Origin of the sequence: Gordonia hirsuta DSM 44140 = NBRC 16056 (genome assembly GCF_000333015.1) — a bacterium.
Classification (GTDB): Bacteria; Actinomycetota; Actinomycetes; order Mycobacteriales; family Mycobacteriaceae; genus Gordonia; species Gordonia hirsuta.
Genome location: NZ_BANT01000035.1, coordinates 1 through 24,746 on the forward strand (window position 1 = coordinate 1; position 24,746 = coordinate 24,746).

23 protein-coding genes are annotated in these 24,746 nt (G+C 69.2%); 8 read left to right on the forward strand and 15 right to left on the reverse strand.

All coding sequences use genetic code 11. The annotated features are described in order from the left end of the window. The 3 genes from nrfD to fdnG all read right to left on the reverse strand — a co-directional run. Window positions 1-1,093: NrfD/PsrC family molybdoenzyme membrane anchor subunit (gene nrfD / locus GOHSU_RS11925; RefSeq protein WP_005941990.1), on the reverse strand; the 1,093-nt coding region annotated here is incomplete at its 3' end. Continuing rightward, window positions 1,090-2,103: a 4Fe-4S dicluster domain-containing protein gene (locus tag GOHSU_RS11930; protein WP_005941992.1), complete on the reverse strand. Its 1,014-nt coding sequence runs from the start codon at window positions 2,101-2,103 to the stop codon at window positions 1,090-1,092. The genes GOHSU_RS11930 and nrfD, both read right to left, overlap by 4 nt. Continuing rightward, window positions 2,103-5,267, reverse strand: coding sequence for a formate dehydrogenase-N subunit alpha (gene fdnG, locus GOHSU_RS11935; RefSeq protein WP_005941995.1), 3,165 nt, complete (start codon window positions 5,265-5,267; stop codon window positions 2,103-2,105). The genes GOHSU_RS11930 and fdnG overlap by 1 nt, the downstream gene beginning before the upstream one ends. A 24-nt stretch (window positions 5,268-5,291) precedes the next feature. Here fdnG and GOHSU_RS11945 point away from each other — a divergent pair, with 24 nt between their 5' ends. The 3 genes from GOHSU_RS11945 to GOHSU_RS11955 all read left to right on the forward strand — a co-directional run bounded on the left by GOHSU_RS11945 (window position 5,292) and on the right by GOHSU_RS11955 (window position 7,711). Further along, window positions 5,292-5,969, forward strand: coding sequence for a PIG-L deacetylase family protein (locus GOHSU_RS11945; protein WP_005941998.1), 678 nt, complete (start codon window positions 5,292-5,294; stop codon window positions 5,967-5,969). Between the two features lie 92 nt (window positions 5,970-6,061). Then, window positions 6,062-6,454, forward strand: coding sequence for a hypothetical protein (locus tag GOHSU_RS11950; RefSeq protein WP_155821209.1), 393 nt, complete (start codon window positions 6,062-6,064; stop codon window positions 6,452-6,454). A gap of 204 nt (window positions 6,455-6,658) precedes the next feature. Then, window positions 6,659-7,711: a hypothetical protein gene (locus tag GOHSU_RS11955; RefSeq protein ID WP_005942007.1), complete on the forward strand. Its 1,053-nt coding sequence runs from the start codon at window positions 6,659-6,661 to the stop codon at window positions 7,709-7,711. Between the two features lie 87 nt (window positions 7,712-7,798). Here the strand turns inward: GOHSU_RS11955 and GOHSU_RS11960 are convergent, their stop codons facing one another. After that, window positions 7,799-8,671, reverse strand: coding sequence for a L,D-transpeptidase family protein (locus tag GOHSU_RS11960; protein ID WP_005942010.1), 873 nt, complete (start codon window positions 8,669-8,671; stop codon window positions 7,799-7,801). Between the two features lie 118 nt (window positions 8,672-8,789). Here GOHSU_RS11960 and GOHSU_RS11965 point away from each other — a divergent pair, with 118 nt between their 5' ends. Next, window positions 8,790-9,404: a class I SAM-dependent methyltransferase gene (locus tag GOHSU_RS11965; RefSeq protein ID WP_005942012.1), complete on the forward strand. Its 615-nt coding sequence runs from the start codon at window positions 8,790-8,792 to the stop codon at window positions 9,402-9,404. Between the two features lie 7 nt (window positions 9,405-9,411). On the opposite strand, the gene phoH2 is transcribed toward GOHSU_RS11965, so the two are convergent. The 4 genes from phoH2 to GOHSU_RS11985 form a co-directional block, all read right to left on the reverse strand. Further along, on the reverse strand, window positions 9,412-10,713 hold the full coding sequence (gene phoH2 / locus GOHSU_RS11970; protein WP_005942015.1) for an RNA 5'-3' helicase PhoH2: 1,302 nt from the start codon (window positions 10,711-10,713) through the stop codon (window positions 9,412-9,414). 432 nt (window positions 10,714-11,145) lie between these two features. After that, the gene (locus tag GOHSU_RS11975; RefSeq protein WP_005942017.1) at window positions 11,146-12,015 is read right to left on the reverse strand and encodes an acyl-ACP desaturase; all 870 of its coding nucleotides are present in this window, start codon (window positions 12,013-12,015) and stop codon (window positions 11,146-11,148) included. A 21-nt stretch (window positions 12,016-12,036) separates the two neighbouring features. Then, window positions 12,037-13,329, reverse strand: a complete 1,293-nt coding sequence (gene glyA, locus GOHSU_RS11980) for a serine hydroxymethyltransferase (protein ID WP_005942019.1) — start codon at window positions 13,327-13,329, stop codon at window positions 12,037-12,039. Between the two features lie 10 nt (window positions 13,330-13,339). After that, window positions 13,340-14,563, reverse strand: a complete 1,224-nt coding sequence (locus tag GOHSU_RS11985) for a hypothetical protein (RefSeq protein WP_005942021.1) — start codon at window positions 14,561-14,563, stop codon at window positions 13,340-13,342. 36 nt (window positions 14,564-14,599) lie between these two features. On the opposite strand from GOHSU_RS11985, the gene coaA reads away from it, so the two are divergent. Continuing rightward, entirely contained in the window at window positions 14,600-15,541 is a 942-nt protein-coding gene (gene coaA, locus GOHSU_RS11990; protein WP_024332587.1) for a type I pantothenate kinase, read from the forward strand. 121 nt (window positions 15,542-15,662) lie between these two features. On the opposite strand, the gene GOHSU_RS11995 is transcribed toward coaA, so the two are convergent. After that, window positions 15,663-16,148 (reverse strand): aminoacyl-tRNA deacylase, encoded by a 486-nt coding sequence (locus tag GOHSU_RS11995; RefSeq protein WP_005942025.1) that lies wholly within the window; start codon window positions 16,146-16,148, stop codon window positions 15,663-15,665. An 11-nt stretch (window positions 16,149-16,159) separates the two neighbouring features. Then, window positions 16,160-16,945 carry an isoprenyl transferase gene (locus GOHSU_RS12000; RefSeq protein ID WP_005942028.1) on the reverse strand — a complete coding sequence of 262 codons (786 nt, stop codon included), beginning with the start codon at window positions 16,943-16,945 and terminating at the stop codon, window positions 16,160-16,162. Window positions 16,946-17,023: 78 nt separating this feature from the next. Here GOHSU_RS12000 and trhA point away from each other — a divergent pair, with 78 nt between their 5' ends. From trhA to GOHSU_RS12015, 3 genes are all read left to right on the forward strand, one after another. After that, window positions 17,024-17,686 carry a PAQR family membrane homeostasis protein TrhA gene (gene trhA / locus GOHSU_RS12005; RefSeq protein WP_029759808.1) on the forward strand — a complete coding sequence of 221 codons (663 nt, stop codon included), beginning with the start codon at window positions 17,024-17,026 and terminating at the stop codon, window positions 17,684-17,686. An 85-nt stretch (window positions 17,687-17,771) separates the two neighbouring features. Continuing rightward, on the forward strand, window positions 17,772-18,284 hold the full coding sequence (locus tag GOHSU_RS12010) for a hypothetical protein (protein WP_005942032.1): 513 nt from the start codon (window positions 17,772-17,774) through the stop codon (window positions 18,282-18,284). A gap of 201 nt (window positions 18,285-18,485) precedes the next feature. Further along, window positions 18,486-19,922, forward strand: a complete 1,437-nt coding sequence (locus GOHSU_RS12015; RefSeq protein WP_005942034.1) for a PepSY-associated TM helix domain-containing protein — start codon at window positions 18,486-18,488, stop codon at window positions 19,920-19,922. Here GOHSU_RS12015 and GOHSU_RS12020 read toward each other — a convergent pair. The 5 genes from GOHSU_RS12020 to GOHSU_RS12040 all read right to left on the reverse strand — a co-directional run bounded on the left by GOHSU_RS12020 (window position 19,857) and on the right by GOHSU_RS12040 (window position 24,733). Then, a complete protein-coding gene (locus GOHSU_RS12020; protein WP_005942036.1) occupies window positions 19,857-20,417 on the reverse strand; it encodes a protein-L-isoaspartate O-methyltransferase family protein in 561 nt (186 codons plus the stop codon). The genes GOHSU_RS12015 and GOHSU_RS12020 overlap by 66 nt on opposite strands. A 21-nt stretch (window positions 20,418-20,438) precedes the next feature. Further along, window positions 20,439-20,843: a nitroreductase family deazaflavin-dependent oxidoreductase gene (locus GOHSU_RS12025; RefSeq protein WP_005942038.1), complete on the reverse strand. Its 405-nt coding sequence runs from the start codon at window positions 20,841-20,843 to the stop codon at window positions 20,439-20,441. A 72-nt stretch (window positions 20,844-20,915) separates the two neighbouring features. Then, on the reverse strand, window positions 20,916-22,010 hold the full coding sequence (locus tag GOHSU_RS12030) for a 3-deoxy-7-phosphoheptulonate synthase (RefSeq protein WP_005942039.1): 1,095 nt from the start codon (window positions 22,008-22,010) through the stop codon (window positions 20,916-20,918). 304 nt (window positions 22,011-22,314) lie between these two features. Further along, window positions 22,315-24,321, reverse strand: a complete 2,007-nt coding sequence (locus tag GOHSU_RS12035) for a thioredoxin domain-containing protein (RefSeq protein ID WP_005942041.1) — start codon at window positions 24,319-24,321, stop codon at window positions 22,315-22,317. A 70-nt stretch (window positions 24,322-24,391) separates the two neighbouring features. Then, on the reverse strand, window positions 24,392-24,733 hold the full coding sequence (locus GOHSU_RS12040) for a hypothetical protein (protein ID WP_051139473.1): 342 nt from the start codon (window positions 24,731-24,733) through the stop codon (window positions 24,392-24,394). Window positions 24,734-24,746 lie beyond the last annotated feature (13 nt).

The following is a 24,746-nucleotide window of genomic DNA, read 5'->3' on the forward strand; positions in this document are numbered from 1 at the left end:
CCCGCCGCGCCGCCAGCCGGCGCCGCTGCGGTTCGATGGTGTAGCGCGGATCGGCGGCCGAATCCAGGCCGGCCTGAAAAATCCCGAACCGGGTGCACGCCGAGGCCGCCAGCAGTGCGGTGCCCGCAACCGCGGAGAGGGCCCGCGCCTTCCAGCCGCCGCGCCGAGCCCCGTCCTTGGCGGCCACGGCCGTGGCGGCCAGCGCCCCCGCCCCGCCGGCCACGGCCAGTACCTCGGCGATTCGCAGCAGTCTGCCCGGTGTCCCCGCGTGCAGCGGTTCGGCGGCGACCGGGTCCATCCGCTGCTGCATCCACCGGGTGGCGGTCACCTCGCCGGCCACCCCGAGGACCGCCAGGGTGCGGGCCGGACCGGCCTGCCCGACGGGGGTGGTGACCATCGCCAGACCGCCGGCGGCCAGCGCGGCCGACCCGGCGAACACGAACGGCAGATCCCGGTGCATGGCGTTCCAGGTGGGCATCGCGGTATCGCCGAGCAGGACTGCGGTGTAGGTGGCCAGCGGCGCGCCCAGCAGCCCCGCGCCCAAGCCGGCCGAGGTCTGCGAGGCGCGCAGCACCGGTCGCAGCGGCCCCAGCGGCAGCCTGTCCCCGGTCATCCGGTCCACCTCGTCGGCCGCGGCCACTCCGATCAGCAGGCTGTAACCGCTCAGGATCCACGAGCCCACACTCATCGGCGAGGTCACCTTGAAGGTGCGCATCATGTGTAGCGCCCGCTCGGGCCGGCCCAGGTCGGCCACCAGCGCCACCGCGCCCAGACCGGCGGCGCCCAGTCCGGCCAGCCGGGTGTTGCGCCGCAGCGCTGGCCGGTCCGTCAGCTGGGCACCGGCCCCGAGCAGGGCCGAACCGCCGGCCACACCACCGAGGAACAGATAGGCCCCGACCGGCCACTCCCACGGTGGCGGTTTGACCACCGGATGCCCGTAGTAGCCGCTGTCGTCGAGGTGTTCGATCCGCGCCTGCGGCACCATGAGGTCGCCGCCGCGGCCCTTGCCGCCGCCCTTGCGGCCCTGACCTTTCCGCGGCCCCTTGCGCTCCGGGGGTGGCGGCCGGAACTGGTCGTATTCGGAACTGGTCATCGGTCCTGCTGCTTCCACGAACCCAGGAACGAGACGACGGCGGCCGCGGCCATCCCGGCCACCGCCAGGCCGGCGCGTCGGTACATCTGGGGTAGATCGGCGGTGGGCACCCGCGGGTCCGGCGGCAGCCCGTACACCTCGGGTTCGTCGAGCAGCAGGAACACCGACCCGGTGCCGCCGACGCCATCGTTCGGGTTGGCGCCGTACAGGCGGGCCTCGGTCAGGCCCTCGGCGTGCAACCGGGCCAGTCGCTCGTGGGCCCGAGTGACCATATCGTCGTGTTCTCCGAACGAGATCGACGTCGTCGGACAGGTCTTGGCGCAGGCGGGCGTCTGGCCGTCGCGCAGCCGGTCGTAACACAGGGTGCACTTCTGCGCGATGCCCTTGTTCGGGACCTCCGGCTGCTCGCCTTTGCGTTCGCCGGCCCGGGTGGTCGGGGCGGCGGTGCCGTCGCTGCGGCGTTCGATGACCCCGAACGGGCAGCCGGCCACGCAGGTGCCGCAGCCGTTGCAGATGTCGTCCTGCACCACCACCGTCCCGAATTCGGTGCGCATCAGCGCGCCGGTGGGGCACACGTCCAGGCAGCCGGCGTGGGTGCAGTGTTTGCACACGTCCGAGGACATCAGCCACCGGAACTCGGGGGTGTCCGGCGGAGTGGTGTCCGGCCGAGTGGTGTCCGGCCGAGTCCTGTCGGGTTTTCCCAGTGCGGGCATGCCCAGGCCCACCAGTTCGGCTCCCGAGGCGCGGGCGGCGGCGATGCGGTCGGCGTCCTGCTCGATGAAGGCCACGTGCCGCCAGGTGCTCGCGCCCAGGGACACCGAGTTGTCGTACGACATTCCGGTGAACTCCAGGTCGCCGTCGCGCGGATTGTGGTTCCACTCCTTACAGGCCACCTCGCAGGCCTTGCAGCCGATGCAGATCGAGGTGTCGGTGAAGAATCCGCGCCGCGGCTCGTGCCCCGGCCAGTGGGCATCGGCGGCGGGATCGGTCGGTCCGGTCAACTGGCCCATCAGTCCGTCTCCTCCCTCGTCAGCCGCACGTTGTCGGTCGCGGTGGTGACCCCGGCGCGGCGCTGATATTCGGCCACCAGGTCGCGTGCGGCCGCACCCTGCGGGCGGCGGCCGGCGATCACCGCGCAGGAGCCGACCTTCGACTCCTGGATGAACGCGTTGGGGTCCATCGTGACACCGATCAGGTCGTTGGTGGAGTCGCCGGTCACCACCGCGTCGGTGCCGGCGCCCCAGTGGTACGGCAGGCCGACCTGGTGCACCTGACGGCCGTTGATCTCCAGCGGCCGCAGCCGTTCGGTCACCAGCACCCGGGCCTCGATCACCCCGCGCGGCGAGATGATCGTCGCCCAGCCCTCGTTGACCAGACCGGTCTGTTCGGCCAGTTCCGGGGAGACCTCGCAGAACATCTCCGGCTGCAGTTCGGCCAGATACGGCGACCAGCGGCTCATGCCGCCGGCGGTGTGGTGTTCGGTGAGCCGGTAGGTGGTGAACACATAGGGATACACCTCGACGCCCGGCTGCCCGGCGCTGGGCGCATCCAGGTTGTCCGGCCGCGGCATGGTGACCCGGGCCGGGGCCTGCTGCTGCCCGTACAGCGCATTGCGCACCGGCGACTCCTGCGCCTCGTAGTGGGTGGGCAGCGGACCGTCGACCAGCCCGCTCGGGGCGAACAGCCAGCCCTTGCCGTCGGACTGCATGATGAACGGATCGTCGCCGCCGATCGCGTCGGCGCCGACGGCCCCGGATTCGGGCACCGTCCCCGGCGCACGGTCGACCGGGAAGTCGGGGACGTCCTCGCCGGTCCACCGGCCGGACTGCGCGTCCCACCACACGTACTTCTTGCGTTCGCTCCACGGGCGGCCCTGCAGATCGGCCGAGGCCCGGTTGTACAGGATCCGGCGGTCGGCCGGCCAGGCCCAGCCCCACTGCGATTGGCTGACCTCCGGTCCGCCCTGCGGGACGCGGCGGGCGGCCTGGTTCTGTCCGCCGGCGGCGACACCGGTGTAGATCCAGCAGCCGGAGATCGTCGAACCGTCGTCGCGCAGCTGCGTATAGGTGTCCAGGGGTGCACCGGCCTGCGGTCCGGACACATAGCGGCCGTTGATCTCGGCCAGCACCGCCTCGGGGTCGACGTCACCGTGCTCATTACGGGGATAGTCCCAGGTCAGGTCCAGTAGCGGACGGTCGCGCGGATCGTCGGAACCGGCCAGCCGCTGCCGGATCCGCAGCCCCAGGTCGTAGTAGAAGTCCAGCTCGCTCTGAGCCTGCCCCGGTGGCTTGAGCGCCTGATGACGCCACTGCACCAGGCGCTGGGTCTGGGTGAAGCTGCCGGCCTTCTCCACATGCGTGGCCGCCGGCAGGAAGAAGACCTCCGTGGCGATCTGCTCGGTCTTGAGCTCCCCGGAGGAGATCTCCGGACCGTCCTTCCACCAGGTGGCGCTCTCGATCATGTTCAGATCACGGACGACGAGCCACTTGAGTTTGGCCATCGCCATGCGCTGCTGGCGGGCGTTGGCCGAACCGACCGCCGGGTTCTGGCCGACCACGAAGTAGCCGTCGACCTTCCCTTCGAGCATGTCGACGACCGTCTGATAGGTTCCGGCCGGCCCGTCCAGCCGCGGTAGATAGTCGTAGGCCCAGTCGTTCTCGGCGGTAGCCGCATCGCCCCACCACGCCTTGAGCAGGCTGACCGTGTATGCCCGCGCGTACGCCCAGTAGCCCTTGCCCGAGGCCGGGGTCACCGCCCCGATGTAGTCCTCGAAGGTGTCGTGCTTACCCACCGACGGCATCGGCAGATACCCCGGCAGCAGGTTGAACAGCGTCGGAATATCGGTGGACCCCTGGATGCTGGCGTGCCCGCGCAGGGCCATGATCCCGCTGCCGGGTCGTCCGACATTGCCCAGCAGCAGCTGCAGGACCGCCGCGGTGCGGATCACCTGGGCGCCCATCGTGTGCTGGGTCCAGCCGGTGGCATAGCCGAAGCACCCGGTGCGCTCGGGCCCGGAGTTCTCGGTCAGGGCGCGGGCCAGGTAGTCGAAGTCGGCGACGGAGACACCGCACATCTGCTCGACCATCTCCGGGGTGTACCGGGCGTAGTGGCGGGCCAGGATCTGGAAGACGGTCCGCCGATCGCGCAGGGTCTCATCGCGGCCCTGCGCGTACTGCCACGAGGCGTTGTCGTAGGTGCCGGACTCCTCGTCGAATCCGGAGAACAGCCCGTCCAGGTCTTCGGTGTCGACGAAGTAGTCGTCGACCAGCGCGGCCGCATTGGTGTAGGCGACCACATAGTCGTGGAAGTATTCCCCGCGGCTGATGACGTGGTTGATCAGGCCGCCGAGCAGCACGATGTCCGAGCCGGCCCGCATGGGGATGTGCCGGTCGACCACCGCCGAGGTACGGGTGAAACGCGGATCGACGTGGATCACGCGCGCGCCGCGGGCCTTGGCTTCAGCGACCCACTGGAATCCGACGGGGTGCGCCTCGGCCATGTTGCCGCCCATGAGCACAATGCAGTCCGCATTGGCCATGTCCTGCAGGGACTGGGTGGCACCACCGCGGCCGAACGAGGCTCCCAGACTGGGAACCGTGGCCGAGTGTCATATGCGGGCCTGATTCTCGATCGCGATGGCCCCGGCGGCGGTGAAGAGTTTCTTGATCAGGTAGTTCTCTTCGTTGTCCAGCGTCGCCCCGCCCAGGGAGGCGATGCCCAGGGTGTGCCGCAGCGGGCGGCCGTGCGCATCGGTCTCGCGCCAGTGGTCGCGTCGTGCCTGCACAAAGCGGTCGGCGATCATATCGATCGCGGTGTCGCGATCCAGGTCCTGCCAGTCCGTGGCGTACGGGGCGCGGTAGCGGACGGTGGTCTGCCGGGACGGGTTGTTCACGAGCTGTTCGCTGGAGGCCCCCTTGGGGCACAGCCGCCCGCGGGAGATCGGCGAATCCGGATCGCCCTCGATCGCGATGACGCGCTCGTCCTTGACGTACACCTGCTGTCCGCAGCCGACGGCGCAGAACGGGCATACGCTCTGCACCATGCGATCGGCCGTCGCCAGCCGCGATTCGAGCGCTTTGGAGCGAGGAGATTCCACCGCCGGACCCCGGCCGAACCGGTCGCCGGTACGCAACTGCCGGATCACCGGCCACTCGAGGGGGCTGAACCTCGCCATGGTCTCAGCGTAGTCTCTGCAGGTATGACGATCGCAGAGTTTCCGTCCGACTGGTCCAGCGCCCTGGTGCTCGTCGCCCATCCCGACGACCCCGAATACGGTATGGCCGCCGCGGTCGCGCGCTGGACGGCCGAGGGCAAACTCGTCACCTATGGGCTGGCCACCAGCGGCGAGGCGGGTATCGAAGGGATGGACCCGGCCGAGGCGGGCCCGTTGCGGGAGGACGAACAGCGCGCGTCGGCCGCCGTCGTCGGCGTCGACGAGGTCGAGTTCTGGGGATTCGAGGACAGCGAGTTGTTCAACACCGCAGCGCTGCGCGACAAGATCGCCGAGACCATCGTGCGGGTGAACCCGGACATCGTGCTGTCGCTGTACGGCGGCCCCGAGTTGGCTCCGGGCCGGCCGAATCAGCGCGACCACATGGAGTTCGCCGCTGCCGTCGTCGACGCCTTCGATGCGCTGACCGATCCGCCGCGCGCCCTGTTCGTCAACGGTCCCGGCTCCACGCACGCCGTCGATGTGGACGGCTACATCGAGCCGGCCGTCGCCTCGCTGGCCGAGCACGACGTCTATCTGGCGGTCCTGGATCCGCAGACGCCCGTCGTCGACCAGGCCCGGGCACAGGTGGAGATGTCGACGAGCCCGATCGAGGGCTTCCCCGCCGCACACGCCTCCGGCTTCACCCTCGTGCGCGGACGGTAGCCACCGGCTCCCGCGTGGCGGCCGGCTGAGTACCGCGGTCTGAGTACTTCTGCGCATCCGGCGGACGGCGAAAAGGTCCGACGATGAAGAGCATGTCTCCCTCTTCATCGTCCGATGGGACTTCCGCTGATCAGGCCGTCACGCCTCTGCAGGTGATCGGTGCCGCCGCGGGCCTGGCGCTCCAGCTTGCCATCGGTTATCTGGGATTCCTGGGCGCTGCACTCTCGGCGATGAACACCGCCAATTGCAGCACCCGTCCCGGCGACGGACTGACCCCGTGCGGAAACCCCGTCTACATCGAGGTCGGCGTCGGTATCGCCATCATCGGCGGTGGGCTCGTCGTGCTGGGCACTCTGGGGTGGGTACTCGTGCGGTTGCGCCGCGGACGGCGCCTGAGGCCGCTACCGGTGGTCGGACTGGCCGTCCAGCTCGCGGTCGCGATCACCGCCGTCGTCGTCGCCCTGCAGTCGGGGCCACTGTCCTGACCACCCCCTCTGCCGATCGAACCGCTCGACCTACGAGGCCCGGCCAGAGACTCGCTGGTGGCGACACCGAACGACGCGATCCTCATGCGCCTCTCGCACGCGGGGTCAACGTCGTCGTCCACACCGGTCCGACCACACGCAGGTTGTCCACAGACCGGCGGGCACGTCCTTCCACCGGACCGGGCCAAGGACGACCGTGGACGCATGAGCACAGCACACAGCGCTATTCCCGAAGCCCTCGCCCGCCTCGACCACGCCATGCACCGCAACGACCTCCGGAAGGCCGGCTACAGCCTCGCCCAGCTGCGGGCAGCCGAGCGCGCCGGATATCTCGCCCAGTTCGGCGATGAGTACTTCGGACCGCCGGAGATCGCCCACGCCGATGCGCGCACGCAGCTGCTGGCCGCGATCGGGGCGCAGCTCGAGGCGAACCCCGGCCTGGTGGTCGGCGGGAGGACGGCTGCTCGCCTCCACCGGCTGCCGGTACCCGAACTCGTCGGCTACTACCCGCGCCCCCACCGGGAACCGATCGAGTTCCGCGACTACCGCCCCGACGCCAAGGCGTTTCACCGCAAGGCGGCCGACAACACCGTCGACACCCGGCCGCGTTCGACCGTGATGGTCGACGGCATCGAGGTCACCGGCATCGCGCGCACGCTGATCGATCTGCGCGGACCCAGGTGGCACCACGACGACGATGCTCTCGTCGCCATCGGCGATCAGATCCTCAACCAGCGACTGGCCACCGCCGAGGAACTCGCGGCCGAAGCGGACCTGCTGTCGGCACAGGAGTCGGCGCGAATGCACGGGATGCTCGCTCGGCTCGACGGCCGTGCCCGCACCGAAGCCCAGAGCCGAAGCCGCCGGGTGCTGGCACGTCTGGGTCTGCCGGCACCGGAGATGTTCGTCGATATCGTCGACGACGACGGCACCGTCGTCGCCACACCGCCGTTCGTCTGGTCCGAGCAGCGGGTCATCGGCTTCTGCGAAGAAGTAGACCGCTTCTGCGACTTCGATCGCCGCGGCGAGGAGGGTGATCGCCACGAGTGGCGCGACAGCCGGGACTACCTGCCACCGGCTCCCGATCGCGAATGCGCCGAACGCACCGCGATCGACACTCGACTGCAGGATCTGGGCTATCGGGTATTCCGGTGGACCGGACAGCGGCTCGATCGCAATCCCTGCGACCCGTGCAATATGCGGCGCGCCTTCGATCTTCCGTTGACCGACTCCCACCACTCGTCGCACGAATGGTAGGGCCGCAGTGCCCCGCCGGGCGATGCACACCGGGGCCGCACGCAGGCTCAGCTGCACACGGCCCCGGGCGGGGTGAGGCGGTGTCGTCTAGGAGCTCCCGACCACCGACTCCAGGAGTTGGGGGATCACACTGGTGAACTGGCCCAGGATCGCGGTGAGGGCGTCGTCGCCCAGCGGTGCTCCGTTCGGGTCGACCGTCGAGGGCGCGTCCTTGATATCGGTCGGCGTGTTCACGTTGACCCCGATGCTGATCTTCGGGTTCCTAGCCGGATCGAGCCACTTGAGGACCTGGACCATGGCCTCGCGCGGGATCGCCACGCAGCCCCAGGTCGGCTCGCTGCCGATGTGCAGGAAGATGGCCGAGGCGTTTCCCGGGGTGTTGGTCGGGTTGTGGTCGACCTGGACCGCGTAGTCGTAGGCCGGACCCATGTCGTACAGGTTCTCGCTGCCTTCGCCGGGCGAGTTCGGCTGCCGGACCATCCGGTTGTAGGTGGGCGACTTCATGTTGCCGTCCCACCAGTCCTGATTGTCCACCTTGGTGTAGGGCATCTTGGTGCCCGGGTTGGACTCGCGCCCGAAGGCCTTGCCGAGAGCGAAGGTCCCTTCCGGGGCACGGTGCACGTTGTCTTCGGGCTTACCGATGCCCTTGTCGCCTACGTAGGCGGGAACCGGTCCGATGACCGGCTTCCACTGCCCGTTCTCGTCCTTTTCGAAGGCGGTCAGCGTGCCTTTGACCGCGGAGGCCTCGGGCACGGAGACCACGATCATCTGGCTGGTGTCACCGGCCGGGTTCCCCGGTGTGGGCACCCCCGGGATCGACAGTCCGCGCAGCAGGTTCTCGATCATCGTCTGCACATCGACGGCCGGCGATGTCGGGGCGGTCGGTTCGGCGGCTGCAGTGCCGGGAACTGCGGCGACGGCGACGATCACCGCAATCACCATCAGGCACACTTGCCACATACGACTCATCAGTAACTTCAGCACCACCCCAGTCTGGCAGCGAAATTACATGCGTGCCACTTGCCTCGGAGATTGTCACCGGACCGCAACACTTCGGCGGATCAGTAACCTCAAGGCCATGACACACGGACAATCCACTCCGCGGCCCCGCTGGATCACCGACACCCAACCGGGCCACAGTCAGTGGTACATCGAGCGCTTCCGGGAGATGGCCGCCGAGGGCGACGATCTGGCCGGTGAGGGGCGCTTCATCGATGCGATGGTCCGCCCCGGGTCCCGGATCCTCGACGCCGGCTGCGGACCGGGCCGCGTCGGCGCCTACCTGCATTCGGTCGGGCACGACGTGGTCGGTGTCGATGTGGACCCCGCGCTGATCGAGGCCGCCGAACAGGACCATCCCGGGCCGCGCTGGCTCGTCGACGATCTGTCCGAACTCGACCTGCCCGCCCGGGGCGTCGACGGGCAGTTCGACGCGATCGTCTGCGCCGGCAATGTGCTGGTCTTCGTCGCCCCCGAGACCGAAGCGCGGGTGCTGTCCCGGTTGGCCGCGCACCTCAAGGACGACGCTCCCCTGGTGATCGGCTTCCACACCGATCGGCACCTGAGCCTGGACGACTTCGATCAGGCCGTCGCCCAGGCCGGTCTGCGCGTGGACCTGCGACTGGGCACCTGGGACATCCGGCCGTGGACCCCGCAGTCGGACTGGGCCGTCTCGGTCCTGCGGAAGGCCTGAGCGCCGCTCAGCCCTGGCCCGGCGCGAACTCCTCGAGCAGATCGGTGACCAGCGCGGCGATCGGCGAGCGTTCGCTGCGGTGCAGGGTGATGTGCGCGAACAGCGGATGCCCTTTGAGCTTCTCGATCACTGCGGCCACTCCGTCGTGCCGGCCCACCCGCAGATTGTCGCGCTGAGCGACGTCGTGCGTCAGGACCACCCTCGAACCGGCACCCAATCGCGAGAGGACCGTGAGCAGCACATTGCGTTCGAGCGACTGCGCCTCGTCGACGATGACGAACGAATCGTGCAGGGATCGGCCGCGGATGTGGGTCAGCGGCAGCACCTCGAGCATCCCGCGGTCGAGAACCTCGTCGATCACCTCCGTCGATACCAGTCCCTCGAGAGTGTCGAAGACGGCCTGAGCCCACGGGCCCATCTTCTCGTCGGCGCCGCCGGGCAGGTACCCCAGTTGCTGGCCACCCACGGCGTACAGCGGCCGGAAGACCACCACCTTGCGCTGGGTCCGTCGTTCCAGTACCGCTTCCAGCCCGGCGCACAGCGCCAGCGCCGACTTGCCGGTGCCGGCCTTGCCGCCGAGGGAGACGATGCCCACCGACTCGTCGAGCAGCAGATCCAGGGCGACCCGCTGTTCGGCGGATCTGCCCCGCAATCCGAACGCCTCCCGGTCTCCGCGCACCAGCTGCACCTGCTTGGTCTCGGTGACCCGGCCCAGCGCCGAGGAGCCACCGCCGAGCAGCCGCACCCCGGTGTGGCACGGCAGATCGCGAGCGGCATCCAGGTCGGCGATCCCGTCGGAAAACAGCTCGTCGATCGTCGCCGGGGCCACCTCGAGCTCGTCCATTCCGGTCCAGCCGGAGACGACGACGTCCTGGGCGTGATACTCGTCTGCGGCCAGCCCCACCGCACCGGCCTTGACCCGCAGCGGAGTGTCCTTGGTGACCAGGGTGACCGCCCGACCCTCGGCGCGCAGGTTCAGGGCGCAGGCCAGGATCCGGGAATCGTTGGAGTCGTTGCGGAAACCGGCCGGCAGCAGCGCCGGATCGGTGTGGTTCAGCTCGACCTGCACGGTGCCGCCGGCCGTGCCGATCGGGAGCGGCACATCCAGCCGGCCGTGTTCGATGCGCAGATCGTCGAGCAGTCGCAGCGCGGTGCGGGCGAACCAGCCCAGCTCACTGTGGTGGCGCTTGCCCTCGAGTTCGCCGATCACCACCAGCGGCAAGACCACGTGATGTTCGTCGAAGCGGGCCGGCGCCCACGGGTCGGAGAGCAGGACGGAGGTGTCGAGGACGTAGGTGCGTGCGGTCACGGCTGGCTCCTGAGACCCGAGCGGCACCCGCGCGGGCGAGATCTAGTGGCCGGCGGGTCCGATGAGGACCGGGGCCGGCCCTCCCGTGACGGTTATCGCGTACACGTATCGGACCTCCCGGACGAGCCGCTTCCCCGCGGTCCGTCGATGCCGACGCTACGCGTGTGCGCCAGCCCACAGCGGGAACGCCGGGCCGCGTGTCGGTGAACACCCGGTGACTCGGGGCCCGTGGCCGCCGCACGGGCCGTCGTTCCCCGCCTACCGCCGCGCGCGGACGTACCACCGCCCCCTGGATGCCGCCCCCCCTTGGATGCCGCCCCCTGAATAAGGGTGCCCGGCACCCTCGATGCGTTCTGGCCCCCTCTGCAGAGGGGGCCAGAACGAAATCAGCGGCGAAACGCCGCCCGTACGGGGGCGCGTGTCGGGTGCGGGTCAGGCGCCGGTCGCCAGCGCCAGGATGCGCTGACGGGCCGCCTCGGCGTCGTCGCTCAGTTCCTGCACGCTGTCGAGTTTGAGTTCCTGGACCAGCTTGGCGGCGATCGCCGCATCGGTGGTCTGGTTCTCGAAGTCGGCGAACAGTGCCCGCTGAGCGTCGAAGTCGGCGCAATCGTCACCGATGTGCTCGATCTGCGCCAGCGCCTTGTCCACCGCCAGCACCGTGGCCTCCTGGTCGGCGACCATACCGGCCATCAGGAACGCCTGGAAGGTGGCGGCCTGCACGGCGTCGTCGACCTTGATCTTGTCCAGGATCGTGGCCAGCTCGGAATCGGTGTTGCGCTCCTGCAGCCGTTCGATGAACTGCACGCACTGGTTCTCGTGCACGGCCAGCAGCGCCAGTGCATCCATCGGCCCGATGCCGGCGACCAGATCGGGGCGCTGCTTCCAGCCGGCGATCACGTGGATACGGCGACGGTTCTCCGCGTCCACCGGATCCATCGCCCGGGTCACGACCAGGTAGTCGCGCAGCGCGATCGCATGCCGGTTGTCCTCGGCGGTCCACACGCCGACCAACTGCCGCCAGTCGGAGAAGGCCGGGAAGTGGATCGCCAGCACCCGGTGGTACGACGGCAGGTTGTCCTTGGTCAGCAGCAGCGCCAGCAGCGGTGCGGCCACCTCGGCCGGCTGCGTCTCCTGGCCCGGTTCGAAGTCTTCGCCACCGAGGAAGCGGAAGTTCCGGCCCTTGCTCCACGGCACCCAGTCGTGAGGTTCCCACGCCTGCGCACCGATCTGGTGCTCTTCGGCGATCTCGGGAAGAGCCTTCTCCAGGGCGGTGATCAGTTCGTCTTCATCCAGTACAGCCACAGGTCACATCCTAGTCGACGTCTAGCGGGTGCTCATCATTCCCCAGTTCTCCAGCCCCTCGTACAGCGGAGTGGCCAGAGCCAGGGCCGAGACGCGCGCGCGCAGAGCCGGAATATCGGCGTCCTTGCCCGCGGCCAGCGCGGTGCCGATGATGTCGGCGACCTCGGTGAACTCGGCGTCGCCGAAGCCGCGGGTGGCCAGCGCCGGAGTACCGATGCGCAGACCCGAAGTGACCATCGGCGGACGCGGATCGAACGGTACGGCGTTGCGGTTGACGGTGATCCCGACCTCGTGCAGCAGATCCTCGCCCTGCTGGCCGTCCAGTTCGGAGTCACGCAGATCCACCAGCGCCAGGTGCACATCGGTGCCGCCGGTCAGGACGGTGATGCCGGCCTGCGCCACATCGTCGCGCATCAGGCGTTCAGCCAGGATCTGGGCGCCGGAGACGGTTCGACGCTGCCGCTCGGCGAACTCCTCGGAGGCGGCGATCTTCAGCGCGGCGGCTTTGGCGGCGATCACGTGCATCAGCGGACCGCCCTGCTGACCGGGGAAGACCGCCGAGTTGAGCTTCTTGGCGTACTCCTGCTTGGCCAGGATCAGACCCGACCGCGGGCCGCCGAGGGTCTTGTGGACCGTGGTGGAGACGACGTCGGCGTAGGGCACCGGATTGGGGTGCAGCCCGGCGGCGACCAGTCCGGCGAAGTGCGCCATATCGACCCACAGCTTGGCGCCGACCTCGTCGGCGATCTCCCGGAAGGCCGCGAAGTCGAGGGTGCGCGGGTAGGCCGACCAGCCGGCGACGATCACCTTGGGCTGGGTGTCGAGGGCGATCTTGCGCACCTCGTCCATATCGACGCGGAAGTCCTCTTTACTCACGCCGTAGAAGTGGTTGTCGTACAGCTTGCCCGAGAAGTTCAGCCGCATGCCGTGGGTCAGATGGCCGCCGTGCGCCAGGTCCAGGCCCAGCAGCTTCTCGCCGGGCTCCATCAGCGCCATTAGGACCGCGGCGTTGGCCTGCGCCCCCGAATGCGGCTGGACGTTGGCGAACTCGGCGCCGAACAGTTCCTTGGCGCGGTCACGGGCGATGTCCTCGACCACGTCGACGTACTCGCAGCCGCCGTAGTAGCGCCGCCCCGGATAGCCCTCGGCGTATTTGTTGGTCAGCACGCTGCCCTGGGCCTGCAGTACCGACCGCGGGACGAAGTTCTCCGACGCGATCATCTCCAGGGTGTCGCGCTGGCGGTTCAGCTCACCGTTCATGGCTGCGGCGAGGTCGGGATCGAGCTCGGCCAGGGACTGCGTAAAGAGGCTCATGCGCGCCAGTTTAGGCGGCCAGCTCTGCGCGCAATCGGGCCGGGGTCAGCGGCTCGTCGAGCAACCGCCGGAAACGGTCGAGCCGCGCCGGCCCCTCGGTCGACTTCGAGAGCCAATCGCCGAGCAGTTCGTACCCTTCCACATAGGTGGAGATGTAGGCGCGCCACAGCGGCGAGGTGAGGAAACGCAGCATCTGCCGGGCCCGTTCGGGCGGCGCCAGCAACCAGCGCTGCAGGAATTCGGTCACCTCGTCGGCGTCGCGGTGCCCGTCGTGCAGCGCCAGCGCCGCGTCCTGGCGCACGGGCAACAGCTCGGCGGTCGCCCGGGCCAGCGCGCGCGACCGTTCGACGTCGAACCGGAGTCCGAAGTCGGCGTAGATCTGCGCGGCCCAGGGCTGCCAGTCGGGGCCGGCGGCAGCGGCCAGCGCGTGGTCGGCCAGGCCCTCGGCCATCAGGCACTGCGGGGTGTTGACCAGGAAGATGGACTGTTCGCGCTGGCCGTCGCCGACCAGCAACTGCTCCTTGCGGCAGTGTTCGGTGTGGTGGCCCGGATAGGCCTCGTGGGCCACCAGTGCGGGCAGTCCCGACAGATACTGCGGCAGATCGGTGTTGATCGCCACGCGAGAGCGGTAATGGCCCAGGTAGTAGTTGAAACCGGACCACGGTTTGTCGGAGACGATCTCGAACTCGATCACCTCCGTCTCCGGCAGCCCGAACCGGCTGCGGACGATCTCCCGGAGCGCACCGCTGAGTTCGGCCACCAGCGGTCGCACCAGTTCGGGCGGGATCTCCTCGCTGCGACGGTAGGCGGCATAGGCCTCGCGCAACCGGGTTCCGGTCGCCCCCGGCACGCCCAGCGCCGCGGCGATCTGCGCATGCGCCTGTGCGTAGCGGCCCTGGTCGGCCGGAGCGATATCGACGTCGAAGTAGGCCTTCACCTCGTCGACGAAGCCGATCTGTTCGCCGGCGAATTTACGCGCCGAACATTCCAGCGCCCGCAGGTGTGCGGTGAGGAACTCCGCGCGCTGGGCGGGCAGTCCCGCGGGCAGCCGGTCGGCCAGCTCGCGGGCACGGCGCACCAGTTCGGCCGGAGCCGGCGCCGGTGCGTTCTCCACCTGCGCGCGCAGCGCCGGATCACCGGTGTAGGCGTCGACGAAGCCCGGCTCCAGCCGGTCGAAGGCCAGCCCCAGCCGCAGGTAGTCGTCGACCAGTTCCCCCGCGGCATCGGCACTCATGCGGACTTACGCTACCGACCGGGTATTCTGCGTGCCATGGCGCGCCCATCCAGCGACCGCGATCCCGGCCTGTACCTCGAACTGGACCGTCGGGAATGGCGCGACCTGCGTCAATCGATGCCGATGGTGCTGACACAGGACGAACTCGAACAGCTCGTCGGTCTGGGCGAGCAGATCGACCTGAACGAGGTCGCCGAGGTCTACCTGCCTCTGTCCCGGTTGATCCACCTGCAGGTCGAAGCGCGTCAGCGCCTGTTCGCGGCCACCTCGACCTTCCTGGGCGGCCGGCAACGCAATCGGCAGGTCCCGTTCGTGATCGGTATCGCCGGCAGCGTCGCCGTCGGCAAGTCGACCACCGCGCGCGTGCTGGCCAAACTGCTGTCCCGCTGGGAGTCGCATCCGAAGGTGGATCTGGTGACCACCGACGGCTTCCTCTACCCCACCGCCGAGCTGCAGCGCCGCGGGATCATGCACCGCAAGGGCTTTCCCGAATCGTACGACCGCCGCGCGCTGCTGCGGTTCGTCACCGATGTGAAATCCGGTGCCGAATCGGTTCGGGCTCCGGTCTACTCGCACGTCTCCTACGACATCGTGCCCGGCGAATACCACGAGGTGAACCAGCCGGACATCCTGATCCTGGAGGGCCTCAACGTCCTGCAGACCGCTCCGACGCTGACCGTCTCGGATCTGTTCGACTTCTCGATCTACGTCGATGCGAACCTGGCCGATATCGAGGCCTGGTACATCTCCCGGTTCCTGCAGATGCGGACCACCTCGTTCGCCAACCCCGAATCGCATTTCCACTACTACTCGTCGCTGACCGACGAGCAGGCCACCATCGCCGCCCGCGACATCTGGACGTCGATCAACCGGCCGAACCTGATCGAGAACATCCTGCCCACCCGCCCGCGCGCCACCCTGGTGCTGCGGAAGGATCGCGACCACTCCATCAACCGCGTCCGGCTGCGGAAACTCTGAACCCGGCGAGAGAGGCTCCGTGCGGGATTGGTTGATGCAGAACAGGCCCTGACGTCGCGCGCGTATCAGCCCAGGTGCGGGGCGGTGCTGCCCGCCGATCAGCACGGCGCGGAATCTCTCATCAGGCCACGATATCGGCGACACTCGCCGAGGTGGCCGCGATCAGGTCGGCCGGACTCAGTTCGATCTGCAGTCCGCGTTTGCCGGCGCTGGTGAAGATCCGGTCCCACTGCAAGACCGAAGAATCGACGACGGTGGGCAACACGGTCTTCTGCCCCACCGGCGACACCCCGCCCAGGACGTAGCCGGTGGTCCGGGTGACCGCGGCAGCCTGCGCCAGCCGCGCCTTGGGTACGCCGAAGGCCCTGGCGGCCGCCTTCAGCGAGAGCTGCCGGGGCACCGGTAACACCGCTACCCCCAGCCGCCGCTCCCCCAGATCGAGCACGAGCGTCTTGAAGATCTGGCCGGCACTGATGCCCAGGCGGGTCGTCAATGTTTCGACGGCTTCGGCCCCGTAATCGGTGCTGCGGCGCTCATGCCGGTATTCGTGGACGGCGTGGTCGATGCCCGCGCCGTCCAGTGCCGCGATCGCCGGGGTGGCCGCCACCGGTTCGCCGTCTACTTCCCGTAGCGGCGGTTGCGTGCCGAGAAGTCGCGCAGCGCGCGCAGGAAGTCGACCCGGCGGAAGTCCGGCCAGTACGCGTCGGTGAACCACATCTCCGAGTAGGCGCTCTGCCACAGCAGGAAGCCGCTGAGCCGCTGCTCGCCGGAGGTGCGGATCACCAGATCGGGATCGGGCTGTCCGCTGGTATAGAGATTGTCGCTGATCCCTTCCACCGAGACCGCGTCGATCATCTCCTCCGGGCTGGCGCCCTTCGCCAGCTTCTCCCGCAGCAAGGTCTGCGTCGCATCGGCGATCTCCTGCCGTCCGCCGTAGCCCACGGCCACATTGACGGTCATCGCATCGCGGTCGGCGGTGCGCTCGGCGGCGCGCCGCAGCCGCGCTGCGACAGGTTCGGGCAGGACGTCGAGATTGCCCACCAGATTCACTCGCCAGTCCCCGCCGGGCGCATCGGCGATCTCGTCGACGATGTCGGGCACGATCTCCATCAGCGCGTCGAGCTCGTCGGAGGCTCGCGCCAGGTTCTCGGTGGACAGCAGGTAGACCGTCATGGTGCCGATGTCCAGCTCCGAGCACCAGCCGACCATATCGGCGATCCGCTTGGCACCGACCCGGTGTCCGTGCGCGACGTCCTCGAAACCGGCTTCCCGCGCCCAGCGACGGTTGCCGTCGCAGATGATCGCCACATGTTGGGGGATCCGGTCGCCCTCCATCAGCTGGACGAGCCGGCCCTCGTAGACGCGATACAGCGCACCGCGCACGCCCTCTGGGATCAGTTTCACACGCAAGATCTTACGCCCGGAACGGGTTACCCGTCAGAAACTTACGGTACCGTAGGTTTTGTGACACAGCTGATCCGGATGCTCGACGAAGAGGGCCTGCCCAAGCCCACTCTGCGCGGGGTGATCCACAAGTACTCCGCGTTCATCGCCGGTGCGGTGGGCATCATCCTGATCGTCGGTACCGCTATGCGGCACGGTGCGCTGAACGTGGTGGCGGTGTGCATTTATGTGGTCGGTATCACCGCACTGTTCACCACCAGCACCGTGTACCACCGCGTCGACTGGCGCTCGCCACGGCGCCGGGTCGCGATGAAACGCGCCGACCACTCGATGATCTTCGTGTTCATCGCCGCCAGCTACACCCCGTTCTGCATGATGGGTCTGCACAGCCCGCAGCGCTGGTGGATCTTCGGCATCGTCTGGGCCGGGGCCGCCGGCGGGGTGCTGCTCAAGCTGTTCTGGCCCGGCTCCCCCCGCGGGCTCGGGGTGATCCTCTACATCCTGCTGGGCTGGGCGGTCGTGGTGGTGGCCCCTGATCTGCTGCACAACGCCGGTGTCGCGGTCTTCGTGCTGCTGGTGGTCGGTGGCGTCTTCTACAGCCTGGGCGGCGTGCTGTTCGCACTGCGCTGGCCCGAGCCGTGGCCGGGGATCTTCGGCCACCACGAGGTCTTCCACACCTGCACCGCCATTGCGGCGGTACTGCACTACATCGCCGTGTGGCTGCTGGTTCTGCAGCCCTGAGCCGCGAGTTCTGGACACTCTGGTTTCTGGGACACTCCGGCACCTGTGTGGCCCGCTGCGCGCGGAAGCTTCGTACACTCAGCGGGTGCCCGCCCGTGACGCCGTACCGCTGCCCCGCCTGCGCGCGGGCTGCGTCGGCGTCGTCGGCGCAGGCACCGGCGTGCTCGCCCACACGCAGGGGCACGGTGGGCTGCCGGGGGTCGGCGGTCTGCTGATCGTGGCCGTGGCCGGGCTCGGGCTGGGCCTAGCGGCCCGGCACACCGCGCGGCTGCTGCCCCTGCTCGCCGGGGGTCAGCTGCTGGTCCACCTGCTGCTGATCGCACTGACCGGCCAGCACCACCAGCTGATCACCGCGCCCATGGCGCTGGTGCACGGTCTCGGAACGCTGGCGGCCTGGGCGCTGGTACTCGGCGCCGAGCAGCTGGTGCGGACGGTCGCCGGACTGGCCCTGCGGGTGCTGGTCTTGGTCGGCAGTACCCCGATCGAGCAGCCCAGCGGTGTGCTGGTCCCCGCGTTCGCAGTGCCGCAGTGCCAGCGGCTGCGCCATCTGGGCACCGTCGGAACCCGCGGCCCGCCCGTCCTCTCGAACTCCTTCTGAACCCCCTTCGGGTCCGGCGCCGCCGCGTCGGCGGTGCGTCGTGCCCGTCTCCTACTTCGAGAGGCGACTTCGCCCATGTCTGGTTCCGTCCTGCCCGAAAGGGCTCCGTCCGATTCCGTCCCGTCTCAGCCGCACCGACCCGATCGGGCCCGAGTCGGTGCGAGCCCTCGCGATCCCGGTCCACCCGATCCGACCACCTCGGTGATCGTGCAGCGACTGCTGCGCCGGCTGCACTTCTACGCCGGCATCCTGGTCGGCCCGTTCCTGCTCATCGCCGCCGTCAGCGGCGGCCTGTATGCGCTGGCGCCGTCGGCCGAGCAGCTGATCTATCGCACCCAACTGCACACCGACTCGGTCGGTCAGCCGGCCTCGATCGCCGCACAAGTCGATGCCGCGATGTCGGCACGCCCCGATCTGACGGTGACCGCAGTGCGTCCGGCGCCGCGCCCCGGGGACACCACCCGGGTGCTGTTCGCCGACCCCTCGCTCCCGGAGTCGACTCAGCTGGCGGTCTTCGTCGATCCGGTGACCGTGCAGGTCCGCGGTGAACTCGCGACCTACGGCAGCGGCGGCGCACTGCCGGTGCGCACCTGGATCGACCGTCTGCACCGCGATCTGCACCTGGGCGAACCCGGGCGTCTGTACAGCGAACTGGCCGCCTCCTGGCTGTGGGTGATCGCCCTGGCCGGTCTCTTCTTGTGGTGGTTCGGACGCCGGAAGCCCGCACCCCGCCGGCCCAACGCCCGGACCCGGACCCGCCGCTGGCACACGATGACCGGGCTGTGGATCGTCGTCGCCCTGCTGTTCCTGTCGGCGACGGGACTGACCTGGTCGCGCTTCGCCGGGGAGAACGTGGCTGAACTGCGGGCAGCACTGAACTGGACGCAGCCGACGGTGTCGACGTCGCTGACCGGTCAGCCGGCTGCCGACGGAGGCGCCGGACATCACGGGCACGGCTCGCCGCCGGCCGCCGACGACGATCGGGCGGTGGCCGCGGACGGTGCCGGCTACACCGATACCGCGCTGGCGCTGGCCCGGTCGGCGGGCGTGGGGATCGGCGAGGCCGTGCAGATCACGATTCCCGGCACGCCGAACACCGCGTTCACCGTCACCGAGGTGCGGGCGCCCTGGCAGTTCTCCCCGGACACCGCCGTGGTCGACCCCGCCCACGATCGCGTGATCAGCGTCGACCGGTTCGCCGACTGGCCCGTGGCGGCTCGGCTCGCCAACCTGGGGATCGCACTGCACATGGGGATCCTGTTCGGACCGATCAATCAGCTCGCGCTCCTGCTGGTGGCGGTGGCGTTGACCGCGATCATCGTGCTGGGCTACCGGATGTGGTGGCAACGCCGCCCCCGCGGGGCCCGCCGGCCCGGACGCGCTCCGACCCGGGGCGCACTCGCCGGTCTGCCGTGGCCGGCGAATGCAGCGGTGCTGGTGACGGCCGCGGCGACGGGCTGGTTCATGCCACTGCTCGGATGGCCGCTGCTGGCGTTCCTGCTGCTCGACCTCGGCGTCGCCGGGCTCGGCCGACGCAGAGCCGGGGCACCGAACCGCGCGGGCTCGCCGGGCTCAGTGCAGCGGCACGAAGCTGAACCGCGTACCGGTCTGCCGACGCGAGATCTCCCCGGTCGCTGACCGCTCGACGATCGTCATCTCGCCCGCGGCGGGCAGCACCATGCGGCCGCCGCGGGCGAGTTGGTCTTCGAGCTCTTCCGGAATGCTGCCAGCGTCGGCGGAGACCAGAATCCGGTCGAACGGTCCGGCCTCGGGCAGGCCCATGACACCGGGGATCGCGTCCACGATGCGCGCATTCGGGTACCGGTCGCCGAGGTTGCCGCTGCCGAAGGTGACCAATTGCGGCACGATCTCCACACCGGTCACGGTGCCGTCGGGGCCGGTCAATTCCGCCAGCAGCGCGGTGGTCCAGCCTGAACCGCTGCCCACGTCGAGTACCCGGTCACCGGGCTGCACATCGAGGTGGGTGAGCATGTAATCGACGGTCCACGGCTGCGAGTTGGTGACCCCGTAGCCGATCGGCAGTGGCCGGTCCTCGCCGGCCAGGTGCCGCTGGTCCGGCGGCAGGAAATCGGCTCGCGGGGCTGCGGCGAAAGCGTCGTCGATCCGGCTCATACCTTCAGTCTGCCAGGATCTTCAGACGATGTCGGTGACCAGAATCGCCACCTGTCGGCCTTGTATACGGACCCGCCAGGGCAGACCCGTCATATCGCCGCCGGCCGCGAGGATCCGGGGGTTGACCACGCGCACCGTCTTGCCGAACCGCTCGAACTCGGCCTCGCCCGCAGCCATCACATTGCGCACCCAGTCGGTTTCGCCGTGCCCGAGAGCCACCGCCAGGGTGCCTCCCTTGCGGTAGGAGGTGACCACCGTCGAATAGGGCTTACCCGACTTGCGTCCGCGATGCTTGACCAACGACGTCCCCGGCAGCCGGTGGGCGATCGGCTTCACCAGCGGGTTCATGTACTTGTGCTGAAGCCGGTCGAGCCACGGCGGAAAAACGTTCGGATGCTTCGGACCGGTGCCTCCGCTGGCAGACATGACGCTTCCCTTCGTTCGTCGGTGGCCGTCACCCTACCGGCGCTATCGGCCCCGGGGCCGACGGGAGCCGCCTCACCGGTTGGCGGCCGCCAGTTCGGCGAGCACCTGCGCGCTGACGTCCCACCCCATGCACTTGTCGGTGACCGACTGTCCGTAGACCAGCTCCGGGGCGTCCACCGACTGCGCACCCGGTACCAGGAAACTCTCCAGCATGAGACCACTGATCACCTGCTCGGAGCCCGCGCGACGCCCCTGCGCGACCCGCTCAGCGATCTCGACGGCCACCTCGGCCTGGCGCACGTGGTCCTTGCCGGAGTTGGCGTGGGAACAGTCGAGCATCACCTTCGGCGACATACCGGCCGCACGCAGCGACGCCACCGCCTCGTCGACCGAAACCTCGTCGTAGTTCGGGCCCCGCGTTCCGCCGCGCAGAATCACATGGCAGTCCTCGTTCCCGGCGGTCTGAACCACGGCCCCGCGGCCGAAGTCGTCGATTCCGAAGAAGACGTGCCTGCTGGCGGCGGCCTTGGCGCCGTCGGTGGCGACCTGGATGTTGCCGTCGGTGCCGTTCTTGAACCCGACGGGCATGGACAGCCCGGAGGCCAGCTGTCGGTGCACCTGGGATTCGGTGGTGCGTGCTCCGATGGCGCCCCAGGCCACCGCATCGGCGATGTACTGCGGGCTGGTCGGCTCCAGGAACTCGCAACCGACCGGCAGCCCCAGGTCGATCACGTCGAGCAACAGTTTGCGCGCCATGCGCAGTCCTTTTTCGACGTTGAAGGACTCGTCCATGTCCGGATCGTTGATCAGGCCCTTCCAGCCGACCGTGGTCCGCGGCTTCTCGAAGTAGACGCGCATGACGATCTTGAGGCTGTCAGCGTATTCGGCGGCCAGCGGTGCCAGCCGACGCGCGTAGTCCAGGGCCGCGACGGGGTCGTGCACCGAGCACGGGCCCACGACGACGATCAGCCGGTCGTCGCGACCGGCGAGGATCGCGGCGATCTCTTCGCGGTCGCGAGCGACGATCTCGGCGCGGCGCGCGGTCAGCGGCAACTCACCGAGCAGGCTGTTGGGCGACGGAATCGGCGAGAAGGCCGTGACGCGACGGTCGGAGGTCGACGGAGTCGATTGCGTGGCGGCCGCACTGGTACCAGGGGCGAGGGTCATGTCAGTTGCCTTTCGGGTGGGCGTTCGAGTCGAAGTCGGTCCGTGTTCCCGAAGCACTGGAAGTGACCTGTGGCCCGGAAACGACGAAAGCAGCGACCTGCTGGTCACTGCTTCGGCTCCGGGTTCGCTTTTTGTGCGCAGTTCAGCGCTTCATCGCAGGCTCACCCGGAGCCTCGATAAAGCGCCAATAGCCGCGCACAGTGGTTTTCACGTCCTGAACACTACACCAATCGACGCGAACCCGCTGTGGCGCAGCCGGGCGACCGGACCCGGTCGGGGTCTGGTCCGGTCCGGTTTGGGCCGGTCAGCCGAAAGGCAGCGCCGTCACCGTGGTGACCGGAAGATCGCAGGTGTGGCCGCGGCACAGGTACGCCGCATCGGCGCCGTCGATCTGACCGCGGTCGGCTAAGAGCGGCAGCGAATCGCGTTCACCGGCGACGACGACGGTGCCGCCCGGTGCCGCGCGGCGCACCTGCGTCGCCAGCGAACCGTCCCCGGAGTGGTCCTGGGCGACAGCCACCTGCAGCGGACCGGCCAGCCGGGTCAGAGCCACTGCCAGCCAGTGCCCGGCCGAACGCGGCATCTTCTGCAGGACCAGCCCGGCACGAGCCAGCGTCTGATCGGCGAGGTCGGCGTAGCGGGCCGCTGCGGCTTCGGGCGCGAGACTACCGGCCAGCAGCAGCGCCTCGGCCAGCAGCGACGCACCGGCCGGGGTGGCTCCGTCGACGGGATCTCGCGGTCTGGTGATGAGCGCACCCGGCGGAGCGTCGTACCAGGCACCGGGGGCCTGCGGGTCGGTGAAGTCCTCGACGGCCCGGTCCAGAATCGTCAGTGCGCGCTCGCACCAGAGCTGCTCACCGGTCACCTGATGCAGGGTGAGCAGGGCCGTGGCGAAGGCGGCGTGATCGTCGAGGGCCGCCAACGGCTCACCCACCCGGCCGCCGAGGGACACCCGGCGCCACTGGCCGTCGACCTGATGCAGATCCCACAGTGCCGCCGCGGTTTCGGCCGCCCGCTCGACCCACTCGGGGCGGTCGAGCGTGGAGCCGGCCTCGGCCAGTGCGGTGATCGTGAGCGCATTCCAGCTCAGCACCACCTTGTCGTCGCGGTCCGGTTGCGGCCGGGCGCCCCGGGCCTGCAAAAGCCGGGTGCGGACGGCGTCGAATCGCTGCGGGTCGTCCGGGTCGGCGAGCAGTTGCAGCGTCGACGTGCCGTTCTCGAAGGTGCCGGGCTCGGTGACGGTGAACAGCTCTGCCGCCCAGGCGCCGTCCTCGTCGCCAAGCACCTCGCGCAACTGCGCAGGGGTCCACACGTAGGTGAGGCCCTCGACGCCGTCGGTGTCGGCGTCGAGCGAGGATGCGTAGCCTTGGCCGGTCCACAGCGCCGCATCGAGGAACTCGACGGTCTCGGCGGTGATGCGCGTCGCCAGCGGATCGCCGGTACGCCGGGCCAGGTGGGCGTAGACGCGCAGCAGCAGAGCGTTGTCGTACAGCATCTTCTCGAAGTGCGGAATCACCCAGTCGGGGTCGACCGCGTAGCGCGCGAAACCGCCGGCGAGCTGATCGTAGATGCCGCCGCGCGCCATCGCCACGCAGGCGCGTTCGACAGCGCCCAGGGTCGATGGCGCCAGCTCTGCCGTGGCCGGACCACCCAGTTCTGCCGCCCGAAGCAGCCCTTCCAGCAGCGCCGACGGCGGAAACTTCGGGGCACCGCCGAAACCGGCGGCCCGCGGGTCCTCCTCGCTCAAGACCGTGGTGACGGCCGCGGCGGTGAGCTCGTCGTCGAGCACCGGGCCGGGTGGGAGCGGACCGGTGTTGGCACGCAGATGTTCGGTGATGCTCGCCGACGCCTCGAAGACCTCGTCCCGGCGCTGCGTCCAGGTACCGGAGATCGCAGCGAGGATCTGCCCGAAACCGGGCATCCCGCCGCGCGGCACCGGTGGGTAGTAGGTGCCGCAGTAGAACGGTTCGCCGTCGGGGGTCAGGAAGCAGGTCATCGGCCAGCCGCCCTGGCCGGTCATCGCGACGGTGGCGGCCATGTAGATCGCATCCAGGTCGGGGCGTTCCTCACGGTCGACCTTGATGCAGACGAATCCGTCGTTCATCTGTGCAGCCAGTTCCGGATCCTCGAAGGACTCGTGCGCCATCACGTGACACCAGTGGCAGGCCGCGTACCCGATCGACAGCAGCACCGGGACGTCCCGTTCGCGCGCTTCTGCGAAGGCATCGTCGGACCATTCGCGCCAATGAACGGGGTTCTCCGCATGCTGGCGCAGGTACGGACTGGACGAACTCGCGAGACGATTGGTCACGGGTCCAGTCTATTCGCCGACGGTCCGCCCGGCAGGTGCGACAATGCCGGCGGACCGTTACTGCGCGGCCTCAGCCCCGGTCGGGACTGGAGCCGGGCTCATCGACCTGTTCGGCGGCCCCACGCGTCTCAGCGGACCCCGGTGTCTGTGCTCCGGCAGCGTCGGCGACGGCATCGGGGTCGGGGACATCTTCTGCGACAGTGCCGTCGTCGAAGGCCTGGTCCGGCTCGGGGTTGTCGGCGTCGAAGGTCTCCGGCAGCTTGCGGAGCTGCTTGTTCATTGAGCGGATCAACAGGAACGTAGCCACCAGCAGCAGCACGATCACCAGCAATCCGATCGGCGAAGCCTTACCGAACTCGGGACCTTTGGCCGGTGGCTTGTCGGCGAGCAGGAACGCGGCTTCGTTCGCCAGCGTCAGCACGGTG

Coding starts and splice junctions, on each gene's coding strand:
- GOHSU_RS11930 (WP_005941992.1), bottom strand. CDS start 2,103: ATGGGCCAGTTGACCGGACCGACCGATCCCGCCGCCGATGCCCACTGG.
- GOHSU_RS11945 (WP_005941998.1), top strand. CDS start 5,292: ATGACGATCGCAGAGTTTCCGTCCGACTGGTCCAGCGCCCTGGTGCTC.
- GOHSU_RS11950 (WP_155821209.1), top strand. CDS start 6,062: ATGTCTCCCTCTTCATCGTCCGATGGGACTTCCGCTGATCAGGCCGTC.
- GOHSU_RS11955 (WP_005942007.1), top strand. CDS start 6,659: ATGAGCACAGCACACAGCGCTATTCCCGAAGCCCTCGCCCGCCTCGAC.
- GOHSU_RS11960 (WP_005942010.1), bottom strand. CDS start 8,671: ATGTGGCAAGTGTGCCTGATGGTGATTGCGGTGATCGTCGCCGTCGCC.
- GOHSU_RS11965 (WP_005942012.1), top strand. CDS start 8,790: ATGACACACGGACAATCCACTCCGCGGCCCCGCTGGATCACCGACACC.
- glyA (WP_005942019.1), bottom strand. CDS start 13,329: ATGAGCCTCTTTACGCAGTCCCTGGCCGAGCTCGATCCCGACCTCGCC.
- GOHSU_RS11985 (WP_005942021.1), bottom strand. CDS start 14,563: ATGAGTGCCGATGCCGCGGGGGAACTGGTCGACGACTACCTGCGGCTG.
- coaA (WP_024332587.1), top strand. CDS start 14,600: ATGGCGCGCCCATCCAGCGACCGCGATCCCGGCCTGTACCTCGAACTG.
- trhA (WP_029759808.1), top strand. CDS start 17,024: ATGCTCGACGAAGAGGGCCTGCCCAAGCCCACTCTGCGCGGGGTGATC.
- GOHSU_RS12020 (WP_005942036.1), bottom strand. CDS start 20,417: ATGAGCCGGATCGACGACGCTTTCGCCGCAGCCCCGCGAGCCGATTTC.
- GOHSU_RS12025 (WP_005942038.1), bottom strand. CDS start 20,843: ATGTCTGCCAGCGGAGGCACCGGTCCGAAGCATCCGAACGTTTTTCCG.
- GOHSU_RS12030 (WP_005942039.1), bottom strand. CDS start 22,010: ATGACCCTCGCCCCTGGTACCAGTGCGGCCGCCACGCAATCGACTCCG.